The 24921-nt window shown below is 70.0% G+C and carries 18 protein-coding genes; 7 read left to right on the top strand and 11 right to left on the bottom strand.

Annotated elements, in window-relative coordinates; genetic code table 11:
* The first annotated feature begins 37 nt into the window (after positions 1–37).
* Entirely contained in the window at positions 38–1594 is a 1557-nt protein-coding gene (gene dacB / locus ACFUO4_RS10875) for a D-alanyl-D-alanine carboxypeptidase/D-alanyl-D-alanine-endopeptidase (RefSeq protein ID WP_383482524.1), read from the top strand.
* A gap of 24 nt (positions 1595–1618) precedes the next feature.
* On the opposite strand, the gene ACFUO4_RS10880 is transcribed toward dacB, so the two are convergent.
* Genes ACFUO4_RS10880 through ACFUO4_RS10905 form a run of 6 tightly spaced genes read right to left on the bottom strand, consistent with a single transcriptional unit; the run spans position 1619 to position 10907 of the window.
* Entirely contained in the window at positions 1619–4519 is a 2901-nt protein-coding gene (locus tag ACFUO4_RS10880; RefSeq protein WP_383482527.1) for a glycoside hydrolase family 3 C-terminal domain-containing protein, read from the bottom strand.
* A 56-nt stretch (positions 4520–4575) separates the two neighbouring features.
* On the bottom strand, positions 4576–5586 hold the full coding sequence (locus tag ACFUO4_RS10885; protein WP_383482530.1) for a LacI family DNA-binding transcriptional regulator: 1011 nt from the start codon (positions 5584–5586) through the stop codon (positions 4576–4578).
* Positions 5586–7835, bottom strand: coding sequence for an alpha-xylosidase (gene yicI, locus ACFUO4_RS10890; protein WP_383482533.1), 2250 nt, complete (start codon positions 7833–7835; stop codon positions 5586–5588). Before yicI ends, ACFUO4_RS10885 begins: the two co-directional genes overlap by 1 nt.
* Positions 7836–7846: 11 nt before the next feature.
* Positions 7847–8671 (bottom strand): carbohydrate ABC transporter permease, encoded by an 825-nt coding sequence (locus ACFUO4_RS10895; RefSeq protein WP_079309958.1) that lies wholly within the window; start codon positions 8669–8671, stop codon positions 7847–7849.
* Entirely contained in the window at positions 8668–9615 is a 948-nt protein-coding gene (locus ACFUO4_RS10900; protein ID WP_079309959.1) for a carbohydrate ABC transporter permease, read from the bottom strand. The genes ACFUO4_RS10895 and ACFUO4_RS10900 overlap by 4 nt, the downstream gene beginning before the upstream one ends.
* Complete coding sequence (locus tag ACFUO4_RS10905) at positions 9612–10907, bottom strand: extracellular solute-binding protein (protein WP_383482537.1); 1296 nt, start codon at positions 10905–10907, stop codon at positions 9612–9614. The genes ACFUO4_RS10900 and ACFUO4_RS10905 overlap by 4 nt, the downstream gene beginning before the upstream one ends.
* Positions 10908–11097: 190 nt before the next feature.
* Between ACFUO4_RS10905 and ACFUO4_RS10910 the strand changes: the two genes are divergently transcribed.
* Positions 11098–12468, top strand: coding sequence for a cytochrome P450 (locus ACFUO4_RS10910; protein WP_383482540.1), 1371 nt, complete (start codon positions 11098–11100; stop codon positions 12466–12468).
* 82 nt (positions 12469–12550) lie between these two features.
* Here ACFUO4_RS10910 and ACFUO4_RS10915 read toward each other — a convergent pair whose 3' ends face one another.
* Positions 12551–13807: an MFS transporter gene (locus ACFUO4_RS10915; RefSeq protein ID WP_383482543.1), complete on the bottom strand. Its 1257-nt coding sequence runs from the start codon at positions 13805–13807 to the stop codon at positions 12551–12553.
* A 102-nt stretch (positions 13808–13909) separates the two neighbouring features.
* Here ACFUO4_RS10915 and ACFUO4_RS10920 point away from each other — a divergent pair, with 102 nt between their 5' ends.
* The 5 genes from ACFUO4_RS10920 (at position 13910) to ACFUO4_RS10940 (ending at position 22187) form a co-directional block, all read left to right on the top strand.
* Positions 13910–14881 carry a LysR family transcriptional regulator gene (locus tag ACFUO4_RS10920; RefSeq protein WP_383482546.1) on the top strand — a complete coding sequence of 324 codons (972 nt, stop codon included), beginning with the start codon at positions 13910–13912 and terminating at the stop codon, positions 14879–14881.
* Positions 14882–15032: 151 nt separating this feature from the next.
* Positions 15033–16151 carry a hypothetical protein gene (locus ACFUO4_RS10925; RefSeq protein ID WP_383482549.1) on the top strand — a complete coding sequence of 373 codons (1119 nt, stop codon included), beginning with the start codon at positions 15033–15035 and terminating at the stop codon, positions 16149–16151.
* On the top strand, positions 16151–18343 hold the full coding sequence (locus ACFUO4_RS10930; RefSeq protein WP_383482552.1) for a bifunctional polysaccharide deacetylase/glycosyltransferase family 2 protein: 2193 nt from the start codon (positions 16151–16153) through the stop codon (positions 18341–18343). The genes ACFUO4_RS10925 and ACFUO4_RS10930 overlap by 1 nt, the downstream gene beginning before the upstream one ends.
* A complete protein-coding gene (locus ACFUO4_RS10935; RefSeq protein ID WP_383482555.1) occupies positions 18340–19587 on the top strand; it encodes an acyltransferase in 1248 nt (415 codons plus the stop codon). The genes ACFUO4_RS10930 and ACFUO4_RS10935 overlap by 4 nt, the downstream gene beginning before the upstream one ends.
* A 260-nt stretch (positions 19588–19847) precedes the next feature.
* A complete protein-coding gene (locus tag ACFUO4_RS10940; RefSeq protein ID WP_383482559.1) occupies positions 19848–22187 on the top strand; it encodes a proprotein convertase P-domain-containing protein in 2340 nt (779 codons plus the stop codon).
* A gap of 64 nt (positions 22188–22251) precedes the next feature.
* On the opposite strand, the gene ACFUO4_RS10945 is transcribed toward ACFUO4_RS10940, so the two are convergent.
* The 4 genes from ACFUO4_RS10945 to ACFUO4_RS10960 form a co-directional block, all read right to left on the bottom strand.
* Positions 22252–22794: a GNAT family N-acetyltransferase gene (locus ACFUO4_RS10945; protein ID WP_383482562.1), complete on the bottom strand. Its 543-nt coding sequence runs from the start codon at positions 22792–22794 to the stop codon at positions 22252–22254.
* 138 nt (positions 22795–22932) lie between these two features.
* Positions 22933–23697 (bottom strand): hypothetical protein, encoded by a 765-nt coding sequence (locus ACFUO4_RS10950; RefSeq protein ID WP_383482565.1) that lies wholly within the window; start codon positions 23695–23697, stop codon positions 22933–22935.
* A gap of 351 nt (positions 23698–24048) precedes the next feature.
* A complete protein-coding gene (locus ACFUO4_RS10955; protein ID WP_059192123.1) occupies positions 24049–24282 on the bottom strand; it encodes a helix-turn-helix transcriptional regulator in 234 nt (77 codons plus the stop codon).
* The gene (locus ACFUO4_RS10960; RefSeq protein ID WP_079309968.1) at positions 24282–24896 is read right to left on the bottom strand and encodes a DUF2975 domain-containing protein; all 615 of its coding nucleotides are present in this window, start codon (positions 24894–24896) and stop codon (positions 24282–24284) included. Before ACFUO4_RS10960 ends, ACFUO4_RS10955 begins: the two co-directional genes overlap by 1 nt.
* Positions 24897–24921: the final 25 nt, after the last annotated feature.

Genomic DNA, 24921 nt, shown 5'->3' on the forward strand with positions numbered 1-24921 from the left:
TGGTGACGGGCGCCCGTATCCGGAATGCTCGGCCGGTATGAAATCTCATAGAGGCAAGTGGACTTGGGCGGTGACCGGACTGCTCGTCGCCGCCGTCCTCGGCCCCGGCGCGCAGGCCGGCGCGGACTCCGACCGCTCCGGCCTGTCCGAGGCCCTGGACACCGTCCTGAGCGATCCCCGGATGGAGGGCGGGGTCGCGAGTGTCGTCGTGGCCGATGCCGACAGCGGTGAGCTGCTGTACCAGCACCAGCCCACCACCCGGCTGATACCCGCCTCCAACACCAAGCTGGCCACCTCGGCCGCCGCGATGGAGATCCTCGGGCCCGACCACCGGTTCACCACCGACGTACTGGCCCACGGCCGGCGCCACGGCTCCGTGCTGCGCGGGGACCTGTATCTGCGCGGCACCGGCGACCCCACCCTGCTCGCCGACGACTACGACGAGCTCGCGGCCCAGGTCGCCGCCGCCGGGGTCACCCGCGTCGAGGGACGGCTGCTCGCCGACGACACCCGGTTCGACGCCCAGCGGCTCGGGAGCGACTGGGCCAACGACGACGAGCCCTACTACTACGCGGCGCAGATCAGCGCGCTCAGCGTGGCGCCGGACACCGACTACGACACCGGGACCGTCATCGTGACGGTCGCACCGGGCGCGGCGGCGGGGGACAAGCCCCTCGTCACCGTCACGCCCGACACCGATTACGTCGACATCGACGTGCGGGCCACCACCGTCGCCGCCGGCGGCGCGAACGACCTCACCGTCGAACGCGCGCACGGCACCAATGACATCGTCGTCAGCGGTACGACGCCCGTGGGCGGCGCCGGTACCAAGCAGTGGTCGACGGTGTGGGAGCCCACCGGATACGCGGCCGACGTCTTCCGCGCCGCGCTCGCCGACCACGGGGTCAAGGTCACCGGGCCGACCCGGCTGGGGCGCCAGACCCCGGCGGCCGCGCAGCGGTTGGCGGCGCACGACTCCATGCCGCTGAAGGACCTGCTCATCCCGTTCCTGAAGCTCTCCAACAACATGCACGCGGAGATCCTCACCAAGGCCATGGGATACGAGGTCTCCCGGCAGGGGACCTGGAGCGCCGGGCTCGCCGCGATCGCGGGATACCTCAAGGGCGTCGGCGTCGACGTGTCCAAGGTGCGGCAGGTCGACGGGTCGGGGCTTTCGCGCAGGGACAACTTCCCCGCCGGGCAGCTCGTGAAGCTGCTGCTCGCCGTGCGCGCCGAGCCCTGGTACGCGGACTGGAAGCGCTCGTTGCCGGTCGCCTGCGATCCGGACCGGTTCGTGGGCGGCACCCTGCGGTCGCGGATGTGCGGGACGCCCGCCGCGCTCAACGCCCGAGCGAAGACGGGATCGTTGACGGGAGCCTCCGGTCTCTCCGGTTACGTCACGGGCGCCGACGGCCGTGAACTGGTCTTCGGCATCGTCCTCAACAACTACCTGGCGTCCTCCGTGAAGCCGTTGGAGGACGCCATCGTGGTGACGCTCGCGAAGTCGACGGCACAGGCCGCCACCCTGGTCGGGCCGAAGACGGCCCGGGGCGGCGACCTCGAGTGCGCGTGGCGCAAGCCCGTGCTCTGCTGAGCGCCGGGTCTGCGCCGGGCCGTCTCAGCGGAGACTGAACGTCGCCAGGCGCAGACCCTCTCCCTTCAGCACCAGATAGACGTCGGTACGGCCCTTCGCCGCCCGGGACAGGTCGGCGGTCACCGTCTCGTAGGTGTACGGCGAGGCGGTGCCGCCGAGGGCCGCCGTGCCGGCGAGGGTGCCGGTCGGGGAGCCGAGCCGTACCTCGACCGTGCCGGACGAACCGGCCACGCGAGCCGTGAACTTCGAGGGGCCGGAGCCCAGTTGGGCATCCGCGAACTTCAGCCACGCCCCGTCGGACCCCGCCGACACTGCCGTACCGCGCTCCTTGGACTCGTCGACGAGGTGGGTGGCGTGGTAGTCGTCGAAGTTCTCGGCGCGGGTCGTGCGGGCCAGGTCACGGGCCGGGATGGTCTCGCCGGCGACCTTCCAGGTGGTGCGGGCGCGGAGGTCGGTGGAGGAGGCGCCGGCCAGGACGTCGTACGTGCCCTTCTCCGTCACCCACTTGGAGCGGGTGACGTCCCAGTGGGCGAGGTCCTTCGGCGACAGCTTCAAATGGACCGTCTTGGTCTGCCCCGGCTTCAGCGCGACGCGCTGGAAGGCCTTCAGCTGCTTCAGCGGCTGCTTGTCGCGGGAGACGCGCTGGTGGGTGTAGAGCTGGACGACCTCGTCGCCCGCGCGGCTGCCGGTGTTGGTGACCTTCACCTCGAAGCCGTCGGCCGTCCGGCGCAGGTCGCCGTAGCGGAAGGACGTGTAGGACAGGCCGTAGCCGAAGGGGTAGAGGGCCTGGCCCTTGAAGTACTGGTAGGTGCGGTCGGACTTGATGATGTCGTAGTCGAGGATCGGCGGGAGGTCGGACTCGGAGCGGTACCAGGTCTGGGTGAGGCGGCCGGAGGGGTTGGCGTCGCCGTACAGCAGGTCCGCCAGGGCGTTGCCGGTCTCCTGGCCCGCGTGGGACGTCCACAGCAGGGCCGGGACCTCCTGCTGGAGGGCGCCGAGGGTGGTCGGGTAGCTGTTCTCGACGACCACGACCGTCTTCGGGTTGGCCTTGCGGACCGCCTTGACCAGGGCTTCCTGTGCGGGGGCCAGGCCCATGTCGGTGCGGTCGTGGCCCTCGCGGCCGTTGATCGACGGGGTGGAGCCGACCACGACGACCGCCGCGTCCTTGCCCTTGACCGCGGCCACGGCCTCGTCGACGCCGCTGCGGACGACGTCCTTCGTGTAGTGGGCGGCCTGCTCCTTGGACACCAGCCCGAGGGTGCCGTCCGTGCCGGTCGGGCCGACGTAGACCGGGTTGCCCCACCAGGGCTCCTCGGTCTCGTACCCGGCGTAGCGGAGGAGGTAGGTGCCGTCGCTCTGCTCCTCCAGCTTGAACTGCTGCTGGACGTACCAGCCGCCGGGCTGTGCCTGGTCGTCGGCGAATCCGGACCAGTTGTAGCCGACGTACTTGCCGCTGACCGCCGAGCGGAGGGTGACCACGCCCGCGCCCCAGTCGGCGACGTCGAACTGCGTCTGTGCGGCGGGGGTTTGGGCGGTCTCCTTCAGGAGGCCGTCCCCCGTGGTGATGTATTTGCCGGTCGCCGTGTTCTTCAGCGCGATGCGGTCGACGCCCTCGCTGGTCGCCACGTCGGTGCCGAGTTTCGCCGCGATGCCCTCGGCCGGGGTGACCGCGTAGGGGAGGGTGCCGGAGTACCAGTCGGTGTAGAGGGTGTCGGCGAGCGGGCCGACCACGGCCACGTCCTTCTGCGCCTTCTTCAGCGGCAGCGCGCCCGGCTGGTTCTTGAGCAGCACCGCGCCCTCGGTCGCCGCCTTGCGCGCCAGCCGCCGGTGGGCCGGGCTGTTGATGACGGACTTGTCGATCGAGCCGTACCTGCCGCCGCCCGGGTCGAACTCGCCGAGGCGGACGCGGACGGACAGGATGTGCCCGGCGGCCTCGTTCACGTCCGCTTCCTTCAACAGGCCTTTCTCCAGCGCCGCCTTGACGGCACCGGTGGTCACCGAGGAGTTCGCGTCGTTGTCCGTGAAGCTGTCGATGCCGGCCTTGATCGCGGCCGCGTCGCCCTCGACCACGCTCGGGTAGTACTTCTGGTCGCCGTGCAGGTTGCCGGGGGCGAAGGCGTCGGTGACGTTCAGGAGGTCGTAGGAGGACCAGCCGCGGACGAGGTCGTTCAGGTCCGGGTTCACCGTGTTGGGACGGCCGTTGACGAGGTTGTACGACGACATCACGCCGGTGGCCGCGTCCGCCTCGATCGCCGGCTTGAAGGCCGCCTCGTCGTATTCCTTCGCCACGCGCGGGCGCAGTTCGGAGTCGGTGGTGGTGCGGTGCCACTCGTTGTTGTTGGCGAGGTAGTGCTTGATGGTCGGGGCCGTCTTGAGATGGTCGGGGTCGCCGCCGGTCAGTCCCTCGCCGTACGCCGTGGAGAGCGCGCCGGTCAGTGCCGGGTCCTCGCTGTAACCCTCCTCGTTGCGGCCCCAGCGCGGGTCACGGAGGGGGTTGACCACCGGCGCCCACAGGTTGAGGCCCCAGCCGGCGGGGCGTTCCTGCTGGAAGCCGCGGGCCTCGTCGCCGACCGCCGAGCCGACCTCTTCGAGGAGGGCCGGGTCCCAGCTGGAGGCGAGGCCGATGGCCTGCGGGAAGACGGTGGTCTCGCCGAGCCAGGCGACGCCGTGCAGGGCCTCGGTGCCGGTGCGGAAGGACGGGATGCCGAGGCGGGGGATGGCGGGCTGGTACTGGTGGAGGAGGGAGATCTTCTCGTCGAGGGTCAGCCGGCCCAGGAGGTCGTCGACGCGCTGGTCCACGGTCAGGGACGGGTTCCGGAAGGGGTACGCGGGGTCGTCGGCGTGCGCGGGGACGGTGGCGCCGAGCCCCGCCACCAGGGCCAGCGCCACCACGAGCGTGGATCTACGTCTCTTGCTGCCTCGCATCGAGCGGCTCCTTCGAGTAGGTCCTTGCATGGGTCCTGCCGTCAACAGGGTTCGTCTCAGGGCGTGTTGCGCGGTGCCGTGCTCGCGCGTTCCGTCATCCGGGGCGGCAGCAGCGTGGCCTCGGGCGTGGTCTTGGAGTCGAGCTTGCGCATCAGCAGCTCCACGGCCCGCTCGCCCACCTCGGCGGACGGCAGGGCGACGGAGGTGAGGGGGACGCGGAGGTTCTCGGCGAGTTCGTCGGGGCAGATGGCGGTGACGGACAGATCGGTGGGGACCCGCAGACCGAGCTGCTCGAAGGCGTCCACGAGCGGCTCCAGGACCGCCTCGTTGTGCACGACGATCCCGGTCAGCGCGGGCTGCTCGCGCACCAGGTGCTCGGCGACCTCGCGGGCCGCGGCGGGGGTGGCCTCGCAGGGGTGGACGGAGGAGGCGAGACGGCCCCGGGCGGCGGCCGCGGTGAAACCCTGGACCACGCGCTGGGCGAACGCGGTCTGGCGGACGTAGACCTCGGGCGGCGAGCCGACGAGGGCGACCACCCGGTGTCCCAGCCGGGCCAGATGCTCCACGCATGCCTCGCCGGCCGCCTTGAAGTCGAGGTCGATGCAGGTCAGGCCCTCGGCGTCGGAGGGGAAGCCGATCATCACCGACGGCCGCTCCAGCGAGCGCAGCAACGGCAGCCGGGGGTCGTCGAGCTGGACGTCCATGACCACGAACCCGTCCACGAGCGCGGTGTCGGCGACCCGCCGCAGCCCGTCCTCGCCCTCCTCCTGGGTGAGGAGCAGCACGTCGTGGTCGTGCCGCCGGGCCGTGGTCACCACCGACACGGCGAACTGCATGACGACCGGGACGTGGATGCCGGCCCGTAAGGGCACCACGAGGGCCAGCACATTGGATCTGCTGCTGGCCAGGGCGCGGGCGCCCGCGTGCGGGCGGTAGCCGAGCTCGCGGATGGACGCCTCGACGCGCTGCCGGGTCTCCTCGGAGATGGGGCGCTTGCCGCTGAGGACGTAGGAGACGGTGCTGGGGGAGACACCGGCGTGCCGGGCCACGTCGGTGATCTTCACCATCAGTCCAGCTCCAGCGAGAGGAAGCCGGTGCCCGCGGCGGCCCGCGCGGTCCGCTCCCCGGCGGCCAGCCCCCACGACGCCGACGGATCGCTGCACGACGCCCGCAGGGTGTCCCCTTCGCGTACGACGGTGAAGACGGCCTCCCCGACCCGGACGACCACCCGGTCGCCCCGCCGCAGCCGGTAGGCGCGCAGGGTCACCCCGTCGGCGTGGTCGTAGTCGGGCCGGTCGGCCACCGCGCCCACCGGGATCACCGCACCCGGCCGGACCAGCAGCGGCACGCTCATGAAGTCGTGCTTCTCCTTCACCCAGCGCGGCCCGGTCACCGTCTCGCCGGTCAGGTAGTGGGTCCAGGTGCCCTCGGGCACGTAGTACGCCACCTCCCCGTCGTCGGAGAACACCGGCGCCACCAGCAGGTCGGCGCCGAGCATGTACTGCCGCTCCAGATGCGCGCACCCGGGGTCGTCCGGGAACTCGAGGACCATGGCCCGCATGACGGGCGTGCCCTCGGTGTGGGCGGTGCGGGCGGCCTCGTAGAGGTAGGGCATGAGGCTGAGCTTCAGCCGGGTGAAGTGCCGCAGGACGTCCACCGACTCCTCGTCGAAGAGCCACGGGACGCGGTAGGAGGAGCTGCCGTGCAGCCGGCTGTGGGAGGACAGCAGACCGAACGCCAGCCACCTCTTGAACAGCGCGGGGGTCGGTGTGCCCTCGAAGCCGCCGATGTCATGGCTCCAGAAACCGAAGCCGGACAGCCCGAGGGACAGCCCGCCCCTGAGCGACTCGGCCATCGACTCGTAGGTGGCCTCGCAGTCGCCGCCCCAGTGCACCGGGAACTTCTGGCTGCCGGCCGTCGCCGAGCGGGCGAAGACGACCGCCTCCTGCTCGCCGCGGTGCTTGCGCAGCACGTCGAAGACCGTGCGGTTGTAGAGGTACGTGTAGTAGTTGTGCATCCGCTCCGGGTCCGAGCCGTCGGCCCAGGCCACGTCCGTCGGCACCCGCTCGCCGAAGTCCGTCTTGAAGCAGTCCACGCCCTGGTCGAGCAGGGCCTCCAGCTTGGCCGCGTACCAGTCGCGGGCGGCCGGGGAGGTGAAGTCGACCAGCGCCATGCCCGGTTGCCACAGGTCCCACTGCCAGACGCTGCCGTCGGGCCGCTTCAGCAGATGCCCGAGCGCCTTGCCCTCCGCGAAGAGCGGGGAGCGCTGGGCGATGTACGGGTTGATCCAGACGGAGACCCTGAGATCCCTGGAGTGCAGCCGGGACAGCATGCCCGCCGGGTCGGGGAAGACCCGCGGGTCCCACTGGAAGTCGCACCAGTTGAACTCGCGCATCCAGAAGCAGTCGAAGTGGAAGACGGACAGCGGCAGTTCACGCTCCCGCATGCCCTCGATGAACGACGTCACCGTCTCCTCGTCGTACGAGGTCGTGAACGACGTCGACAGCCACAGCCCGAAGGACCAGGCGGGCGGCAGCGCCGGGCGGCCGGTGAGGGCCGTGTACTTGCGCAGGATGTCCTTCGGCTCCGGGCCGTGGATGACGTAGTACGTCAACTGCTGGGTCTCGGCGCTGAACTGCACCCGGGACACCGCCTCCGAGCCGACCTCGAAGGAGACCTTGCCCGGGTGGTCGACGAAGACGCCGTAGCCGGCGTCCGTGAGGTAGAACGGCACGTTCTTGTAGGCCTGTTCGGTGGCCGTGCCGCCGTCGGCGTTCCAGATGTCGACGACCTGGCCGTTCTTGACCAGCGGGCCGAAGCGTTCGCCGAGGCCGTAGACCGAGGTGCCGACGGTGAGGTTCAGCTGCTCGCGCAGATAGTGGGCGCCGTCCGCGTCGCGCATGATGCCCATGCCCTTGGGGCCGCTGGAGGTGAGCGTGCGGCCCTCGGCGAGGAACTCGACGTGCCAGGAGCCGGTCCGGGCCACCCGGACCGACAGCGCGCCGGAGGTGAGGGTCGCGTGCTCCTCGTCGTACTCCGTCTGGACCGAGAACTCTTCCTTACCGACGTCGAACTGGGGCCCGCGCGGCTGCTCGCCCTCGAAGTGGGTGAAGGTGAGGCCGATGACGTCCGGCATCGGGGAGTGGGCGCTGATCGTCACGACCGGTCCCTTCAGCAGGTCGCCGCGGTGGCGGATGGGCTGCGTGGGCGCGTGGATCTCCAGCGCGCCCTCGGCGGCGGTGACGTCGAGGACCTCGACCGGGTGGGCCGCGGTGACACCCTCGCGCAGCAGCCAGTAGCCGTTGGTGAACTTCATGTGGGGGTTCCTTACTTCACCGCTCCCACGGCGATGCCGCGGGTGAGCGTGCGCTGGAAGAGGAGGAAGAACACGATCGCGGGCAGCACGCCGAGCAGGGCGGCCGCGTTGGTCATGGTCGCGTCCATCAGACGCTGGCCCTGGAGGACGCCGAGGGCCACCGACACCGTCTGGTTGTCGTTGGAGATCAGCATGACCAGGGGGAGCAGGAACTCGTTCCAGGTCCAGATGAAGAAGAACACCGCCAGCACACCGAGGGTCGGGCGGCTCACCGGGACGACGATCCGCCACAGGATCTGCCACTTGTTCGCGCCGTCGATCCGGGCCGCCTCGATGATCTCGCGGGGGAACTCGCCGAGCACGGAGGAGAGGAGATACGTGCCGAACGCCGCCTGGATGACCGTGAAGACGATGATCACGCTCAGCCGGGTGTCGTAGAGGCCCGCCTCCTTGCTCAGGTAGTAGATCGGGTAGACCAGCGCCTCCTGCGGCAGCAGGTTCGCCAGGACGAAGAAGGCGAGGACCCAGGTGCGGCCCCGGACGCGGCCGATGCCGATCGCGTACGCGTTGAGGACCGACAGGGCCACGGCCAGGATCGCGACGAAGCCGCTGATCAGCAGGGAGTTGAACAGCTTCTGGCTGTAGTCGACGCGCTCCCAGAAATCCTTCAGGCCGTCGACGTAGAGGCCGTCGGGGAAGCTGAGCGGGCCGTTCTGGCTGTACTCCGCCGGGGACTTGACGGCGTTCAGGGCGACGATCAGGAACGGCACGATCATGAAGAGGGCGGCGACGCACAGGGCGATGAGGACGGGGTAACGCCTAAGCGCGGTGCTCATGCTCGTTCCTCCGCGCGGGTCTGGAGTTTCAGGCCGATCATGGAGAGCGCCAGGATGATCACCGTGAGCACGGTGGAGATCGCGGCGCCGTAGCCGACCTGCGTCTTCTCGAAGAACGTGGTGAAGGAGAAGTAGGAGGGGACGTTCGTCGCCCCGCCCGGGCCGCCCTTGGTCAGGACGTACACCGCGCCGAACACCTTCAGCGCGGCGACCGTGCACCAGGTCAGCACGACGTAGATCTCCGGGCGGATCTGCGGCAGCGTGACGTGCCAGAAGCGCCGCCACCAGCCGGCTCCGTCCAGCTCGGCCGCCTCGTGCAACTGCGGGTCCACGCGCTGGAGTCCGGCCATGAAGACCACCAGCGGGAAGCCGATCTGCACCCACACCATCACGCCCATCACGCTGTAGAGCGCGATGTCGGGGTCGCCGAGCCAGTCCTGCTGCCAGGACCCGAGGCCGACGGCCTTGAGCAGCGCGTTCAGCGATCCGTTGTCGGGGGCGAGGATCCAGCTCCACACGATGCCCGCGACCGCGATCGGCAGCACCTGGGGGAGGTAGAAGCACGCACGCAGCACGGCCACGACCTTCGAGCCGAAGTGCTTGCCGATGTAGTCGAACAGCGCGGCGGCCAGGACCAGTCCGACCGCCGTCGGCACCGCCGCCATGGCGACGACCATGAACAGGCTGTGCCGGAACGACGCCCAGAAATCGGAGTCGTCCATCAGCTCGCGGTAGTTGGCGAGCCCGGTCCAGCTGGGGGAGCCCACGCCCTGCCAGTCGGTGAAGCCGACGTAGGTGTTCATCAGGAACGGGACGATGATCACGGTCAGGAAGGCGAGCACACCGGGGAGCAGGAACAGGGCGTAGGAGTCGCGGCGGCGGCGGGGGTGGCCGGCCTGTGCCGCCTTGCCGGTCACCCCCCGCTTCTCGACGGTCATCGTCATTGCTTCGGCACGCCCTTGTCGTAGGCGTCCTGGAGGGCGTCCAGATAGCCGTCCGGCTTCTCGCTGTCGGTGATCAGCTTCTGGGTCTGGGAGACCAGGACGTCGTAGTAGCCGGGCACCGGCCAGTCCGGGTAGAACGCCAGGCCGTCACGCTGGGAGAGGGTGTTGAAGTTGTCGATGAGCTCCTTCGACTTCGGTTCGGTGATGGCGCTCGCGTCGGCCGCGACCGGGACACCGCCCTTGTTGCCGAGCAGGTTCTGGATCTTCTTCGACATGGTGATGTCGATGAAGTCGTAGGCGAGCTCCTTGTTCTTGGCGCCCTTGGGGACGACCCAGATGTTGCCGCCGGAGCCGGGGCTGAGGTTCGAGCCGGGCCACAGGAAGGTGTCCCAGTCGAACTTCACCTCGTCGACGAACCGGCCGTACCACCAGCTGCCGGAGAAGAAGATCGGCGACTTGCCCTGGATGAAGGAGACGCCCGCGTCCTCGGCCTTGGTGCTGCTGGAGGTCTTGGCGATGTAGCCCTTCTTCACCCAGTCGGCGAAGGTGTCGGCGGCGTAGGTCCAGGCGGGGTCGTGGAAGTCGGTCTTGCCCTTGTAGAGCTGGTAGGAGTCGACCCAGGCGCGGTCGGCCTTCGACAGGGCGAGCTGGTAGAGGTACTGCTGGGCCGGGTACTCGGCGCCGGCGTTGGCCAGCGGGGTGATCTTGTTCTGGACGAACTTGTCCATCGCGGCGGTCAGTTCGTCGAACGTCTTCGGCACGGCGATCCCGTACTTCTCGAAGAGGTCCTTGTTGTAGTAGACCATCGTGTACTCGGCGTAGTTGGGCACCCCGTACCACTTGCCGGAGCCCATGATCCCGTTGGTGTCGTACACGCTGGTGGTGCGGACGCTCGCGCTGAGCTTCTTGTCCCAGCCGCGGCTCGTGGCCTCCTGGGTGAGGTCGGTGAGCAGCCCCTGCTTGGACAGCAGGCCGGCGGACGCGTTGCCCTTGAGGTACTCCATGACGTCGGGCGCGTCGGAGGAGTTGAGGACCATCGGGGCGGTCTTCTGGATCTGCTCGAAGCCCTTCTCCTCGAACTCCACCTTCACGCCCGGGTGGGTGGCCTTGAACTCCTTGATCGCCTCGTTCCAGGCCTGCCCCATCGCACTGTTCGGGCCCTCGTAGTGCCAGAGCTTGAGTGTCTTGCCGTCTCCTGAGGACCCGCTGTCGGAGTCCCCGCAGGAGGTCAGGAGCAGTGCCCCGGCGGCCAGTACCGCCGTCGCCACCGCACGCCTTCGTGCCGTCAACATCCCGTGCCTCCAGGGGAGTCGGAGCCGCATGGCTCTCCGGGTCGTTCTTGGGGCGTTCCCATCGAACCGTTTCGACGGTTTATGTCGAAGCGCTTCGACGATGGAAGGTAGGCGCGGGCTGTGGACGAGTCAATGGATCGCGCGAGAATTGCCGGGACCGCGATCGCCGGGAGCGGGGGAAGGCTGGACGATGACGACTGAGGTGCGCGAAGCGCCGATCGTGACCGCGAACCCCGTGCTGGGTTCGATGAACGACCTGCTCACCGACCCGCTCGGCACCTACGAACGGGCCCGCCGCGACCACGGCGACGTGGTGCGCTTCCGGGCCGGACCGCCCGGGCTGCGGGCGGACATCTACGCCGTCTTCTCGGCGGAGGGCGCACAGCAGGTGCTGGCCGGGCAGGCCGCGAACTTCCGCAAGGACAACGTTTTCTACGAGGAGTTGCGCAGGTCCATCGGCAACGGGCTGCTCACCAGCCAGGACGAGACGTATCTGCGGCAACGCAGGCTGGTGCAGCCGTTGTTCACGCGGAGACGGGTGGACGGGTATGCGGGGCAGGTCGCGACCGAGGGAGCGGCGCTGGCCCGGGAGTGGCGCGAGCGGGACGGGGGCGCCGTCGAACTCGTCGAGGAGATGCACCGGTTCGCGTTGCGGATGGTCGGGCGGATCCTGTTCGGGACGGACATGGAGAAGGCGTTCGACGTCGTCGAGCGCACGCTGCCGCCGCTCCAGGCGTACTCGCTCAAGCGGGGCCTCTCGCCGGTCAAGGTGCCGCGTACCTGGCCCACTCCGGCGAATCGTGGTGCGGCCCGGCTTCAAGGGGAGTTGTTCGCGCTGTGCGACGAGATCGTCGCCAGTCGGCGGGGTGGTGGTGCGGATGGCTCCGAGGATCTCGCCAGTCTGCTCGTGCACGCCCGGAACGCCGAGGACGGCAGTCTCGACGCCGGCGAACTCCGGGAGCAGGTGCTGATCTTTCTGGTGGCCGGGCATGAGACGACCGCCACGGCACTGGCGTTCGCCCTGCACCTCCTCGCCCGGCATCCGGAGGAGCAGCGGCGGGTTCAGGAGGAGGTCGACGGGGTGCTGGGCGGCGGCGACCGGGTGCCGACGGCCGCGGACATGGAGGCGCTGCCCCGGCTCACCAGGGTGGTCAAGGAGGCGATGCGGCTGTATCCGTCGGCGCCGGTGATCGGGCGGCGGGCGGTCGGGGACGCGTCGATCGACGGCGTGCGGATTCCTGCCGGGGCCGATGTGATCGTCGTTCCGTGGGTGACTCATCGGCATCCTGCGTACTGGGCCGAGCCGGGGCGGTTCGATCCGGACCGGTTCCTGCCGGAGGCGGAGGCTGCGCGGCCGCGGTATGCGTGGTTTCCCTTCGGGGGCGGGCCGCGGGCCTGTATCGGGCAGCACCTGTCGATGCTGGAGTCGGTGTTGGGGCTGGCGGTGTTGCTGCGTGACTTCTCGTTCGAGGTGGTGGGGGAGGGGGAGGTGCCGGTGGGGGCGGAGGTGACCTTGAGGGCCAGAGGGGCGGCGAGGGTGCGGATCAGTTCGCGGGGGTGAAGGGCGGTGTGCGTCTGCGGGTGCGTCGTGGCTGGTCGCGCCCACGCGGCGGAGCCGCATGTTGATCCAGCCCCGCGCCCCTTTACGGCGTTGCTGTGAGCGCGATCATCAAGGCGAGGGCCGCTGCTGTTGTCGGCACGCCGTAGCCCGCTGTCGGTGACAGGTGCTCGGTCGTCCAGCCGCCTACCGCGCTGCCCGCCGCTATGCCGCCCAGCAGGCCCGTCACCGCGAGCGTCATGCCTTCGTTGAGGCGGCCTTCGGGGGTGCGTTCCTGGACCAGCGTCATCGTGGTGACCATCGTCGGAGCCGTCGCCATGCCGGCGATCAGCAGGGCGCCCGCGAGGAGGAGCAGGGAGCCCGTCGTGGCCGCCGCCAGCAGGGGCAGCGTCAGGAGGGCCGTCATCGCGGCCAGGCACCACGGGTATCGGGTCCCGGGTCGGCCGCGCAGTTTCAGCGCGCCGTACACCAGGCCCGCCGCGCACGAACCCGCCGCCTGAAGGCCGAGGACGAGCCCCGCCGCCGACGCATGGCCCCGTGCGTCCGCGAACGCGATCGTGACGACCTCCATGGAGCCGAACACCGCGCCCAGGGACAGACAGGCGAGCAGCAGCGGGGGCATGCCCGGGGCCCGCAGCGGTGCCTTCGCGTGGCGTTGCCTCTGGACCGGGGGTTCCGTCGAGCGCTGGGCCGTGAACAGGAGCATCCCCGTCACCAGCAGTACGGCCGCGACCATCGTGCCCGCCTCCGGGAAGAGCGTTCCGCACAGCAGGGCCGCGAGCACCGGGCCCAGCATGAAGCAGAGTTCGTCGGCGGCCTGCTCGAAGGAGTTCGCGGTGTGCAGGGACGTGTCGTCGCCCTTGAGGAGGTGGGCCCAGCGGGCCCGGGACATGCCGCCGATGTTGGGGGTCGTGGCGGTGGCGGCGTACGCGGCGAACAGGGTCCAGGCCGGGGCGTCGTGGCGTACGCAGAGCAGGAGGGCGAGTGAGCCGAGGGCGGCGAGCAGGGTGGCGGGCAGGGCGATGCGGGCCTGGCCGTGGCGGTCGATGAGGCGGGCGGTGAAAGGGGCCAGTACGGCCGTCGCCGCGAGGCCCGTCGCGGTGACGGCGCCGGCGAGGGCGTACGACCCCCGCGTTCCGGCGATCATCACGACCGCGCTCACGCTGAACATGCCCATGGGGAGCCGGGCCAGCAGGTTGCCGGCGGTGAAGGCGCGGGTGCCGGGGCGGGTGAAGAGGCGGCCGTAGGGGCCGGGTGCGCGGGGCGGGCGGGGGGTGAAGTCGGCGATGACCAGGGTGTCGCCGGTGGTGGTGAACAGGGGGCGATGGGTCGGCTGCGGCATGGGTCCACCGTCGCCGGTGGGTGATCTCGCGGTCCAACACCTTCCGCGCGGTGATTGACGCATCCCTGTTGTCAATCGCCGTGGGCGTTGTAGGTTCGCCGGATGCCTGGACCCACCCATCTCGACCCGCGCCTGCTGCGCGCCTTCCTCGCCGTCGCCGAGGAACTGCACTTCACCCGCGCCGCGGCCCGGCTGTACGTCGCCCAGCAGGCGCTCAGCCGTGATGTACGGCGGCTGGAGCGGGAGTTGGGCGCCGAGCTCTTCGTGCGGACCACCCGGCAGGTCACGCTGACCGGCGACGGGGAGCGGCTGGTGCCGCACGCGCGCCGGGTGCTCACGGCGCAGGACGAGCTGATCGCCGCCTTCGGGCAGGCCCGGCCGCTGCTCGTGGACGTCAACTCGCCGGGGCTCGGCACCGGGGCCCGGGTGTTGCAGCGGGCCCGGGAACTCGCGCCCGAGCAGGAGCTGATGGCCCGCTACGAGAGCGGTCTGACAGGCGCGGCCGCCGACATGCTCGCCGGTCGCCTCGACGCTTCGTTCGGGCGGTTCGCCGGCCTGGACCCGGCGCTGCGCTCAGGTCTCGGCCATCAGCTCGTCCGCCTGGAACCCATGGCCGTCGTACTGCCCGAGGACCACCGGCTGGCGGCGCTGGACGCGGTGCCGCTGGCCGAGCTGGCCGGCGAGGAGGTGTACGCCGGGGCCGGGAATCCCCGCACGCCCGAGTGGACCGACCTCGCCCGGCGCCTGTTCGAGGGGCGCGGGATCGAGGTGGCGTCACCCGCGCCGATGGCGGTCGGTCACGAGGAGTTCCAGAGGATCATGGCCAAGACGCGGAACCCGATTCTCGCCGTGGTGGACTTTCCGGCCATGCCGTCGACCGTGTTGCGCCCGTTGATCGATCCCGTGCCGCTGTCGCCGGTGTCCCTGGTGTGGCGAAAGGGGCTGGTGCACCCCGGTTTCGACGCTCTTCGGCGGGCGGCGGCCGAGCTGGCGGCGGCGGAGGGGTGGCTGAACCGGCCCGCGGAGGGATGGTTTCCGGCCATCGACAAGGCGGTCGAAAGTGTCCACAAGTGACACACGGCAAACACGCTTCCCTCGTGTGCGCTACATTCGTGCCCTGAGCACCATGTGATAAAGGGGGCGCTCGGACCGGGTGGGGGCCTGGTTCGGTCGACGGGTGCCCGGAGTCGTATGCGCACCCAGAACCGTCCCGTGGGGGGATTGCGTGCGCGAAAACAAATGGCGGGAAGACGCCCAACCGGAATGGCCCGATGCGGCATCCGGGGCCCGGGACTTCCCAGCGACGGGGAGCGGTACCCAGGCGTTCCCGGAGACGAGAGGAACCGAAGTCCTCGCGTCCGCGGACCGGACCGAGGCGCTGCCGAAGATCCCGTCCCCGCCCGCAGGCCGGCCGCCCGCCGGTGCGCTCTCCGAACCGCCCGTAGGCCGCTCGCCCGCCGGCGCGCTCTCCGAACCGCTCGCCGGACCGTCCGCCGGCGCGCTCTCCGAACCGCTCGCCGGACCGTCCGCCGGCGCGCTCTCCGAGCCGCTCGCCGGACCGTCCGCCGGGCCGGGAGCGGCCGCCCCCGCCTTCCGTGACCCCTGGGACCCGAGCGGTGGCGTCGGCGAGGCCGGTGGCAACACCCACGACCCGCACGAGGTGACCGTCCAGCTGGACGCCGTCGCCCTGCGGGCCGACCACCGTCTCGTCGGCCAGGCCGGCGGAGCCGCGGGCGGTGACGCCGACGGCTCCGACGGGCCCGTGTTCGTCGACGAGTCGGGCCGGCGCGGCCGCAGATTCCGTCGTATCGGCATCGTCGTCGGCATCGCCTGCGCGATCTACGCCGTGGTCATCGTCGCCACCATGCTCTCCGGCAACTCCAACGCGCCCTGGCTGCCCGTGCCGGGCCAGGAGGGCAAGGAGGCCGGACAGGTGGAGTCCTCGCCGCTGCCCGCCGACTCCGCCGCGCCCACCGACGCCACCGGCGTCACGCCCGGCGCCTCACCGGTCCTCGGTGACGGCACGACCCCGTCGCCGGGCGCCGCCGTCACCGCTCCCGGCGCCTCCGCGACCGCCACCACGCCGGGCGCGTCCGCCGACCCGAAGCCGACGCCGACCAAGACCGCCACCAGCCCGGTCACCAAGCCCTCCGTCTCGGCGAAGCCCACCGGCGAGCCCACCACCAGCTCGCCCGACCCGTCGGTCACCCCGCCGACCACCCCGCCCGGTCCGTCCGACTCCCCGGCCGGCGGCGGCGCCGGCACCGGCACGGACAATCTCGCCGACGGCGCGGACAGCGCGCCCGGCCTCTCCACCGCACCATCCCTGGAGAACACCCTCTGATGGCCTCCCGCTCAAGCCGTCCCGGGCCCGCGACCGGAGCCCGTGACGGCTCCCGTCGCCGTCTGCCCCTGCGCCTGCTGCTGCCGCTGCTCGTCCTCGTCGCGATGACGGCGATGCTGATGCTGCGCGGCTACGTCCACAGCGAGATCCTCGCCGACTACCGGGTGGCGCCCGCCACGGCCAACGACAAGGTGCCGCAGGACATCCTCAAGGGCGGCCCGGTCATCGACACCCGCAGCGGCCGCAGCACCACCATGACCGTGCCGGACGACAGCGTCGTGCTCACCTTCGACGACGGCCCCGACCCGACCTGGACCCCGAAGGTCCTGGACACCCTGAAGAAGAACGACGCGCACGCCGTCTTCTTCATCACCGGCACCATGGCCTCCCGCTACCCGGACCTCGTCCGGCGCATGGTCGACGAGGGCCACGAGATCGGCCTGCACACCTTCAACCACCCCGACCTGTCCTACCAGTCGAAGAAGCGCATCGACTGGGAGCTGTCCCAGAACCAGCTCGCGCTCGCGGGCTCGGTGGGCATCCGCAGCTCGCTGTTCCGGCCGCCGTACTCCTCCAAGGCCGCGAACATGGACAACAACTCCTGGCCGGTCACCCAGTACATCGGCAGCCGCGGCTACATCACGATCGTCAACGACACCGACAGCGAGGACTGGCGCAAGCCGGGCGTGCAGCAGATCGTCCGCAACTCCACGCCCAGGCCCGGCCACGGCGCGGTCGTCCTGATGCACGACTCCGGCGGCGACCGCCACCAGACCGTCCAGGCACTGGACCAGCTCCTTCCCCAGCTCAAGGAGAAGGGCTACAAGTTCCAGAACCTCACCGAGGCCCTCGACGCGCCGAGCGCGCACACCCCGGTCACCGGTCTGGAACTGTGGAAGGGCAAGGCCTGGGTCCTCCTGGTCGACGCCTCCGACCACATCACGTCCGTCCTCGTCGTCTGCCTCGCGGTCATCGGCTTCCTCGTCTTCGCCCGCTTCGGGCTGATGCTGCTGCTCTCCGGCATCCACGCCCGCCGCACCCGCCGCCGGGACTTCCGCTGGGGCCCGCTGCCGGTCACCGAACCGGTGTCGGTGCTGGTGCCCGCGTACAACGAGGCCAAGTGCATCGAGAACACCGTGCGTTCCCTGATGCGCAGCGAGCATCCCATCGAGGTCATCGTCATCGACGACGGCTCCAGCGACGGCACCGCCCGCCTGGTGGAAGGCCTCGAGCTGCCGGGCGTACGGGTGATCAGACAGCTCAACGCGGGCAAGCCCGCCGCCCTCAACCGCGGCCTGGCCAACGCCCGTTTCGACCTGATCGTGATGATGGACGGCGACACCGTCTTCGAACCGGCCACCGTCCGCGAACTCGTCCAGCCGTTCGCCGACCCGCGCGTCGGCGCCGTCGCCGGCAACGCCAAGGTCGGCAACAAGGACACCCTCATCGGCGCCTGGCAGCACATCGAGTACGTGATGGGCTTCAACCTCGACCGCCGGATGTACGACGTCCTGCAGTGCATGCCGACCATCCCCGGCGCCGTCGGCGCGTTCCGCCGCTCCGCCCTGGAGCGGGTCGGCGGGATGAGCGACGACACCCTCGCCGAGGACACCGACATCACCATGGCGATGCACCGGGACGGCTGGCGGGTCGTCTACGCCGAGAAGGCCCGCGCCTGGACCGAGGCGCCGGAGTCCGTCCAGCAGCTGTGGTCCCAGCGCTACCGGTGGTCGTACGGCACCATGCAGGCGATCTGGAAGCACCGCAGGGCGCTGGTGGAACGCGGTCCCTCGGGTCGCTTCGGCCGCGTCGGGCTGCCGCTCGTCTCCCTCTTCATGGTCGTCGCGCCGCTGCTGGCGCCGCTGATCGACGTGTTCCTCGTCTACGGCCTGGTCTTCGGGCCCACCGACAAGACGATCCTCGCCTGGTTCGGCGTCCTCGCCATCCAACTGGTGTGCGCCGGCTACGCGTTCATCCTGGACCGGGAACGCCTCACCCCGCTGATCTCGCTGCCGCTCCAGCAGATCCTCTACCGCCAGCTCATGTACGTCGTGCTGCTCCAGTCCTGGATCACGGCGCTCACCGGCGGCCGGCTGCGCTGGCAGAAGCTGCGCCGCAAGGGCGGTGTCTCCGCCCCGCCGAGCGCGCCCGCCGGACGCCGGCCCGTGGCAGGCGGGAGGCCCGTCCGATGAGCACGCCGTACTACCCCTCTTCATCCCAGAAAGCCGTGGACGTGACCGTTCCCCTCGTGCCGACCGTCCCCGAGCAGCCGCAGCAGCAGCCGCAACAGGCCGCCCGGCCCAAGGGCCCGGTCCGCGACCGCTACTTCGATCTGCTGCGGGCCCTCGCCCTGTTCCGCGTGGTCCTCTACCACCTGACCGGCTGGGCCTGGCTGCCGCTGGTGTTCCCGTCCATGGGCGTGATGTTCGCCCTCGCCGGCAACCTCATGGCCCGCTCGCTCAAGCGCCCGGCCGTGCAGGTCATCAAGAGCCGCATCCGCCGGCTGCTGCCGCCGCTGTGGGTGCTGGGCGTCGTGGGCGTCACCGGCATGGTCGTCCAGGGCTGGGGCCCGTCGGACGACGGGCACCCGGGCTGGTGGTGGCTCCATCTCACCTTCTGGGTGCTGCCGTTGAGCGACCCGCCGTACGCCGAGGGCCTGCCCGGTGTGCACGGCTACCTCGCCGAGAACTGGGCCGTGGACCTCGCCGGACCGCTCTGGTACATCCGCGCCTACCTCTGGTACGTCCTGCTGTCGCCGTTCCTCCTCAAGGCGCTGCGCGCCCTGCCGGTCGCCACGGTCTTCGCACCCATCGTGCTGTCCGCCGCCTTCGAGTTCGGCTACCTCACCCTGCCCGGTGAGCGGATTCCGTCCGCCCTCACCGACTTCAGCACCTTCGGCGCCTGCTGGATCCTCGGCATGGCCCACCAGGAGGGCATCCTCAAGCAACTGCCGCGCTACGTCGTCCCGTCCGTCGCGCCCGCCATCGCGCTGCTCGGCCTCTGGTACGCGACCAAGCACGACTTCTCCCAGGGCAACGACCTCGACAGCATGCCCTTCGCGCAGGCCCTGTGGTCGCTGGGCACGGTCATGATCCTGCTGCACGTCAGCCCGTCCTGGTCGGAGTGGCCGGGGCGGCTCAAGCGCTTCGACCGGCCGATCACCCTCCTCAACTCCCGTGCCGTGACGATCTATCTGTGGCACAACACCTGCATCGTCGTCGCGATGACGATCTGGGACCGGCTGTGGGGCATCGACCTGATGTGGCAGCACTTCTCCTGGCTCCTGGAGAGCCCGTGGCCGGTGCTGGTCTTCGCCTGGATCCTCATCGGCAGCTGCATCGTCTGGTTCGGCTGGGCCGAGGACCTCGCCGCCAAGCGCAGGCCGCAGCTGTGGCCGGACGGATCGCGCGCCAAGTCCGGTTCGCACCGCGCCTGATGAGTCATTCTCAATTGAGGCTCAAACAGAGTCTCAATTGAAGCTCAAAAACGCGGGACCAGGCTCAATTGAAGCTCAGAAGACTCAAGTAGCCCTCGCTCTCGGCTGGTAGCCGGTGGAAGGATCATGCCTGCGCGGCTACGTCGAAGGGGAAAGACGAAACCGTGTCCTGGAGCAACCCCAGGGTAATTCACGGTAATTCACCTTCCTATTTCGAGAGTCCAATGAAGAGACAGATATGGGTAACGGTCGCCACTTTGATGGCGACCGTGAGCCTCGGAGTGATTCCCGCCTACGCCACCGAGATATCGGGCCCGGCGGTCACGGAATCCGATCCGATCGATCCGCCGCTCTACGACGAGACCGCCGACGGCGGGACCGTACGCGTCAATGTCGTCACCGAGAACCGCGGGGATCTCGCCGACGCGGCGAGCGCCGGTGAGACGCGGTTGTCCTTCCAGACGCTGCCCGTCGTCACGCTCGAGGTGGACAAGGGCGGTCTGGACGAACTGGCGGCCCAGCCGGGCGTCGTCAGCGTCACCGAGGACGAGCTGGTCGCGCCGTCGCTCGACGAGAGCGTGCCGGTCATCGGCGGCGACAAGGCCATCGCGGCCGGGAAGACCGGCAAGGGCAGCGCGATCGCCGTCCTGGACACCGGGGTCGCCGCCAACCACCCGTTCCTGAAGGGCCGGGTCACCGCCGAGGCCTGCTTCTCGCCGGTCGACGCCACCTACGGCGCCACCAGCCTGTGCGGGAACGGCGCGGCCACCCAGGAGGGCACCGGCGCCGCCAACGCCGCCACCTGCGCGGCCATCGCCGAGTGCGACCACGGCACCCACGTGGCCGGCATCGCCGCCGGTGACGGCACCGGACTGAGCGGCGCCCCCACCACCGGGGTCGCCCCCGGCGCCGACATCGTCGCCATCCAGGTCTTCTCCAAGCTCGACTCCACGAAGTACTGCGGCACCACCACCCCGTGCATCCGCAGCTTCACCAGCGCCCAGATCGCGGCGCTGGAGAAGGTCCTGGCGCTCAAGCAGGCCGGCACCCCGATCGTCGCCGCCAACCTGAGCCTGGGCTCGGCGAGTTACTCCACCGCCTGCACCAAGGACGCCCGCAAGACCGTCATCGACAGCCTCTACGAGGCCGGAGTCGCCACCGTCGTCGCGGCGGGCAACAACGGCAGCGCGACCGCGGTGACCGCGCCCGCCTGCGTGCCCAACGCGGTCTCGGTCGGCGCCACCACCGACGACGACGAGATCGCCTCCTTCTCCAACCACGGCCCGCTGCTCGACGTCCTCGCCCCCGGCAACGGCATCATCTCCTCGGTCCCGGGCGGCGGTTACGACTCCAAGAGCGGCACCTCGATGGCCACCCCGCACGTCGCCGGAGCCTTCGCCGTGCTGCGCCAGGCCTACCCGGACAAGACCCTCGCCGAGCTGGAGGCGCTGCTGAAGTCGACCGGCGCGCCGGTCACCGACGAGGCGGGCGTGACCGTACCCCGTATCGACGTCGGCAAGGCGGTCGGCGCCGCGACGCCCCAGCCGGACCCGCAGCCCGCCGACACCACCCGCCGGACGAAGATCCTCAACGACGGCTCCTACGCCATCCCGGACCTGGGCACCGTCCAGTCGCCCATCACCGTCTCCGGCGTCACCGGCAACGCGCCCAAGACCCTCCAGGTCTCCGTGGCCGTCACCCACGAGTGGCTCGGTGAGGTGAAGATCGACCTGGTCGCCCCCGACGGTCAGACGTACGCCCTGAAGGCCACCAACGGCACCGACCCGGGCGGCACGCTGACCAAGACGTACACCGTCGACGCGAGCGTCTCCCCGGCGAGCGGCACCTGGAAGCTCCAGGTCGCCGACAAGTCCGCGGGCGGCACCGGCACCATCGACGACTGGGCGCTGACGTTCCCGACCCCGTTCGCGAAGACCGCCCCCGCCGCCGTCCCGGACGCGGCCACCCTCACCTCCGACATCACGGTGGCCGGCGTCACCGGCAACGCCTCCGGCGCGCTCCAGGCGTCCGTGAACCTCACCCACGAGTGGCTCGGTGAGGTGAAGATCGACCTGGTCGCCCCCGACGGCCGGACGTACGCCCTGAAGGCCACCAACGGCACCGACCCGGGCGGGACGCTCAGCAAGACGTACACCGTCGACGCGAGCGCCTCCGCGGCCAACGGCACCTGGAAGCTCCTCGTCGCCGACAAGTCGGCGGGCGGCACCGGCACCCTCAACAACTGGTCGCTGACCTTCCCGTCGATCGAGAGCCAGTCCACGTACGCCATCCCGGACGCCGGCACGCTCCAGGCGCCGATCAAGCTGACCGGCATCTCCGGCAACGCGCCCAAGACCCTGAAGGTCTCCCTCGCCCTCACCCACGACTGGCTCGGCGAAGTCAAGATCGACCTGGTCGCCCCGAACGGCCTGGTCTACGCCGTGAAGGCCACCAACGCCACGGACCCGGGCGGCACGCTCGACAAGGTCTACACGGTCGACGCGAGCGCCTCCCCGATCGCGGGCACCTGGAAGCTCCAGGTCGCCGACAAGTCGGCGGGCGGCACGGGCACGCTGGACGACTGGGCGCTGACCTTCTGACAGCCGTACGACCGAAAAGCCCGGCCGGGATCACCCGGCCGGGCTTTCGCGCGTTCGCCGCCGCCTACTCCTTCGTGCCCTGCTTCCACTCGTCGGCGAGCAGGCCCAGGATCACCTCGTCCACGAACTCGCCCATCACCCAGGCCGCGGAGCGCAGGACACCTTCCCGGACGAAACCGTTGCGCTCGGCGGAGCGGAGCATCGCGGCGTTGTCCGTCAGCGTCTCGATCTGCAGCCGCTGCAGGCCGCGGACGACGAAGCCGTAGTGGCACAGCACCGCGACCACATCGGTGCCGTAGCCCTTGCCGCGGGCGGACGGCAGCAGGCCGAGGCCGATGTGGGCGTACCGGTTGTGGGTGTCGAGGCCCCACAGCGTCGCCGCGCCGACCAGCTCGCCGCTCTCCAGGTCCACCACGGAGAACGGGAAGTTCTCCTGGTCCGTGGGGTCCACCACGAACTTCCCGTCGGTGGTGCTGGGCGGGAGCGGCCGCCAGGGCCTGCCGTCGGCGCGCGCGGTGTTGACCACGTCGTCGTAGAGCTCGGCCTGGAGAACCGGGATGTCGTCCTCGTGCCGGGCCCGGAGCCCGACCTTGCTGCCTTTAAGCATGCAGGCTTCCTATCGGGCCGGACGGGCGCGCGGCAAACGCTTTTGCACGCGAGAGCGCACGCGGAAAACCGGCAGAGCCGGCCGCGCCGAGCGAGATGCTCGACACGACCGGCTCTGCCGGTGCGGGACGGGACGGGCCTACTTCAGGTAGCCGCCCTTGAAGCCGCTCTGGTCGGCCCAGATGCGCTCACGGGCGTCCCAGGAGAAGCCGGACCACTTGCCCTGCCAGATGGTCTGCGCGGTGGCGTTGTTCGCCGGGTCTGCGGAGATCCACGTCTGCACCGGGCTGTTGGAGAACTCCGCGAACGGCACGAAGTTGCGGTGCGAGGCCCAGCCGCCGTAGACCTTCACGACACGGGACGAGGTCGTGCGGTAGTTGACGCCGATCTTCACGGTCGTCACCTTCACGCCGAAGATGGTGTCGGAGACGGAGTACCAGGCGCTCCGGTCGTAGTACCGGGCGCTCGGGTCGGCGAGCTCCTCGTCGGTGGTCGGGGGAGTCTCGGTCTCCTCGACGGCGAGGGTGGCCTCCAGGACGACATTGCCGTCCGCGGCCTCCTTTCTCGTCTCGGTGGTGTAGTTCTCCTCGTCGATGGACTCGATGTCGGAGACGTCCGAGATGAAGTCGCCCAGCTCCTGGCCGCGCTGCGGATCGTTCAGCAGATCGACGAACTGTTCCTTGTCGCCGTCGGAGAGCGCCGAGTACTGGTCCAGGGTCTCCTGGGCGTCCGAGTCACCGAGCTCCACCTGCTCCACCAGGTAGGCCTCGTAGGCCTCGGGGGTGGTGCCGGTGGTGTCGTCGGCGAACGCGGAACCCGGCAGGGCCGCCATCGTGATCGCCGCCGCGGTGGCGACGGCGATCCCGGCGAGCCGCTGACGGTTCATCTTCGACGTGGTACGCATATCTACTGCCTCCGTTACGTGAATGAGTACACGAACTGAAATAAGCAGTAGGGAAAGCGCGATGATTCGCCCCCCTACAAGCGATTCCGCCTTTCCCCTTCGGCGTTCTCGCTTGCCTTGATCCTTCCGCATGGAATGGAGGCGGGGGAAGCTCAAAAGGCCTTTCCTGAGCATCAATTGAGCTTGCGGGGAACTCAAGTCGTTTTACTTGAGGCCCAATTGAGCTTTCCGCGGGTCACTTCTTCGCGAGCCAGCGGCCGAGCAGGATCACGCCTGTGATGAAGGCGGCCGCGACGACGGTGATGACTATCTTCATGCTGGTGTCCATGACGCCGAACATGTCCTGTCTCCTTATGACTTGGGGCGGTAGCTGAGCAGATCACCCGGCTGGCAGTCCAGGACCTCGCAGATCCGGGTGAGGGTGGTGAAGCGGATCGCCTTGGCGCGCCCGTTCTTGAGGACGGACAGGTTGACGTTGGTGACGCCGACGCGGTGGGCGAGTTCGGTGACGGTCATCCCGCGCTCGCTGAGGAGCCTGTCGAGATGGACCTCGATGTCGTGGCCCTCGTGCTCGTCCTCGGCCATCAGACGACCCCTTCGAGGTCCTCGCGCATGGCGGCGCCGGCGCTGGTGATGCGGGCGAAGGTGAGGAGGCCGAGGCCGGTGAACACGGCCATGTAGGGGGCGGACCACATGCCCAGCCAGGCTCCCGCGGAGAAGGACGAGGACGTGGTGAGCTCGGCGAGCAGGGCGGCCTTGAGGTTGGACTCGATCAGCTCGGCGACCACACTGCCGGCCAGCAGCCACCAGCCGAGCACCCGCAGCCGGGAGGCCGTGCGCGCGGTGTAGATGCCGTCCCGGGCGGCGCCCTTGAGGAGCTGGTGCAGCAGGAACAGGCCGCCGATCAGCAGCAGGGACGAGGGCAGGGTGCTGAGCTCGTCCAGGAGGTGCAGGGACGTGCTGGGGGAGTCCGCGCAGTAGTGGGGGATCGCGTCGACCGACACCCCTCTCTCGGGAGAGAAGCGATCGGCGCCCACCGACCCGGAGGTCGAGTCGTCGGTCATGCAGACGAGGCCGCTGCCCCAGCCACCGTGCACGGTTCTGAAGACGACCCCCAGCGTCACCAGCGCCAACAGCACCCGCAGCGCTATCGACACCACCGTCGCCATCGGCTCCAGCATCTTCCGGTCCTCGGACATGATCCCCCGCTTCGCTTATCGTTTT

The organism is Streptomyces sp. NPDC057280 (genome assembly GCF_042668605.1).
Taxonomy (GTDB): Bacteria; Actinomycetota; Actinomycetes; order Streptomycetales; family Streptomycetaceae; genus Streptomyces.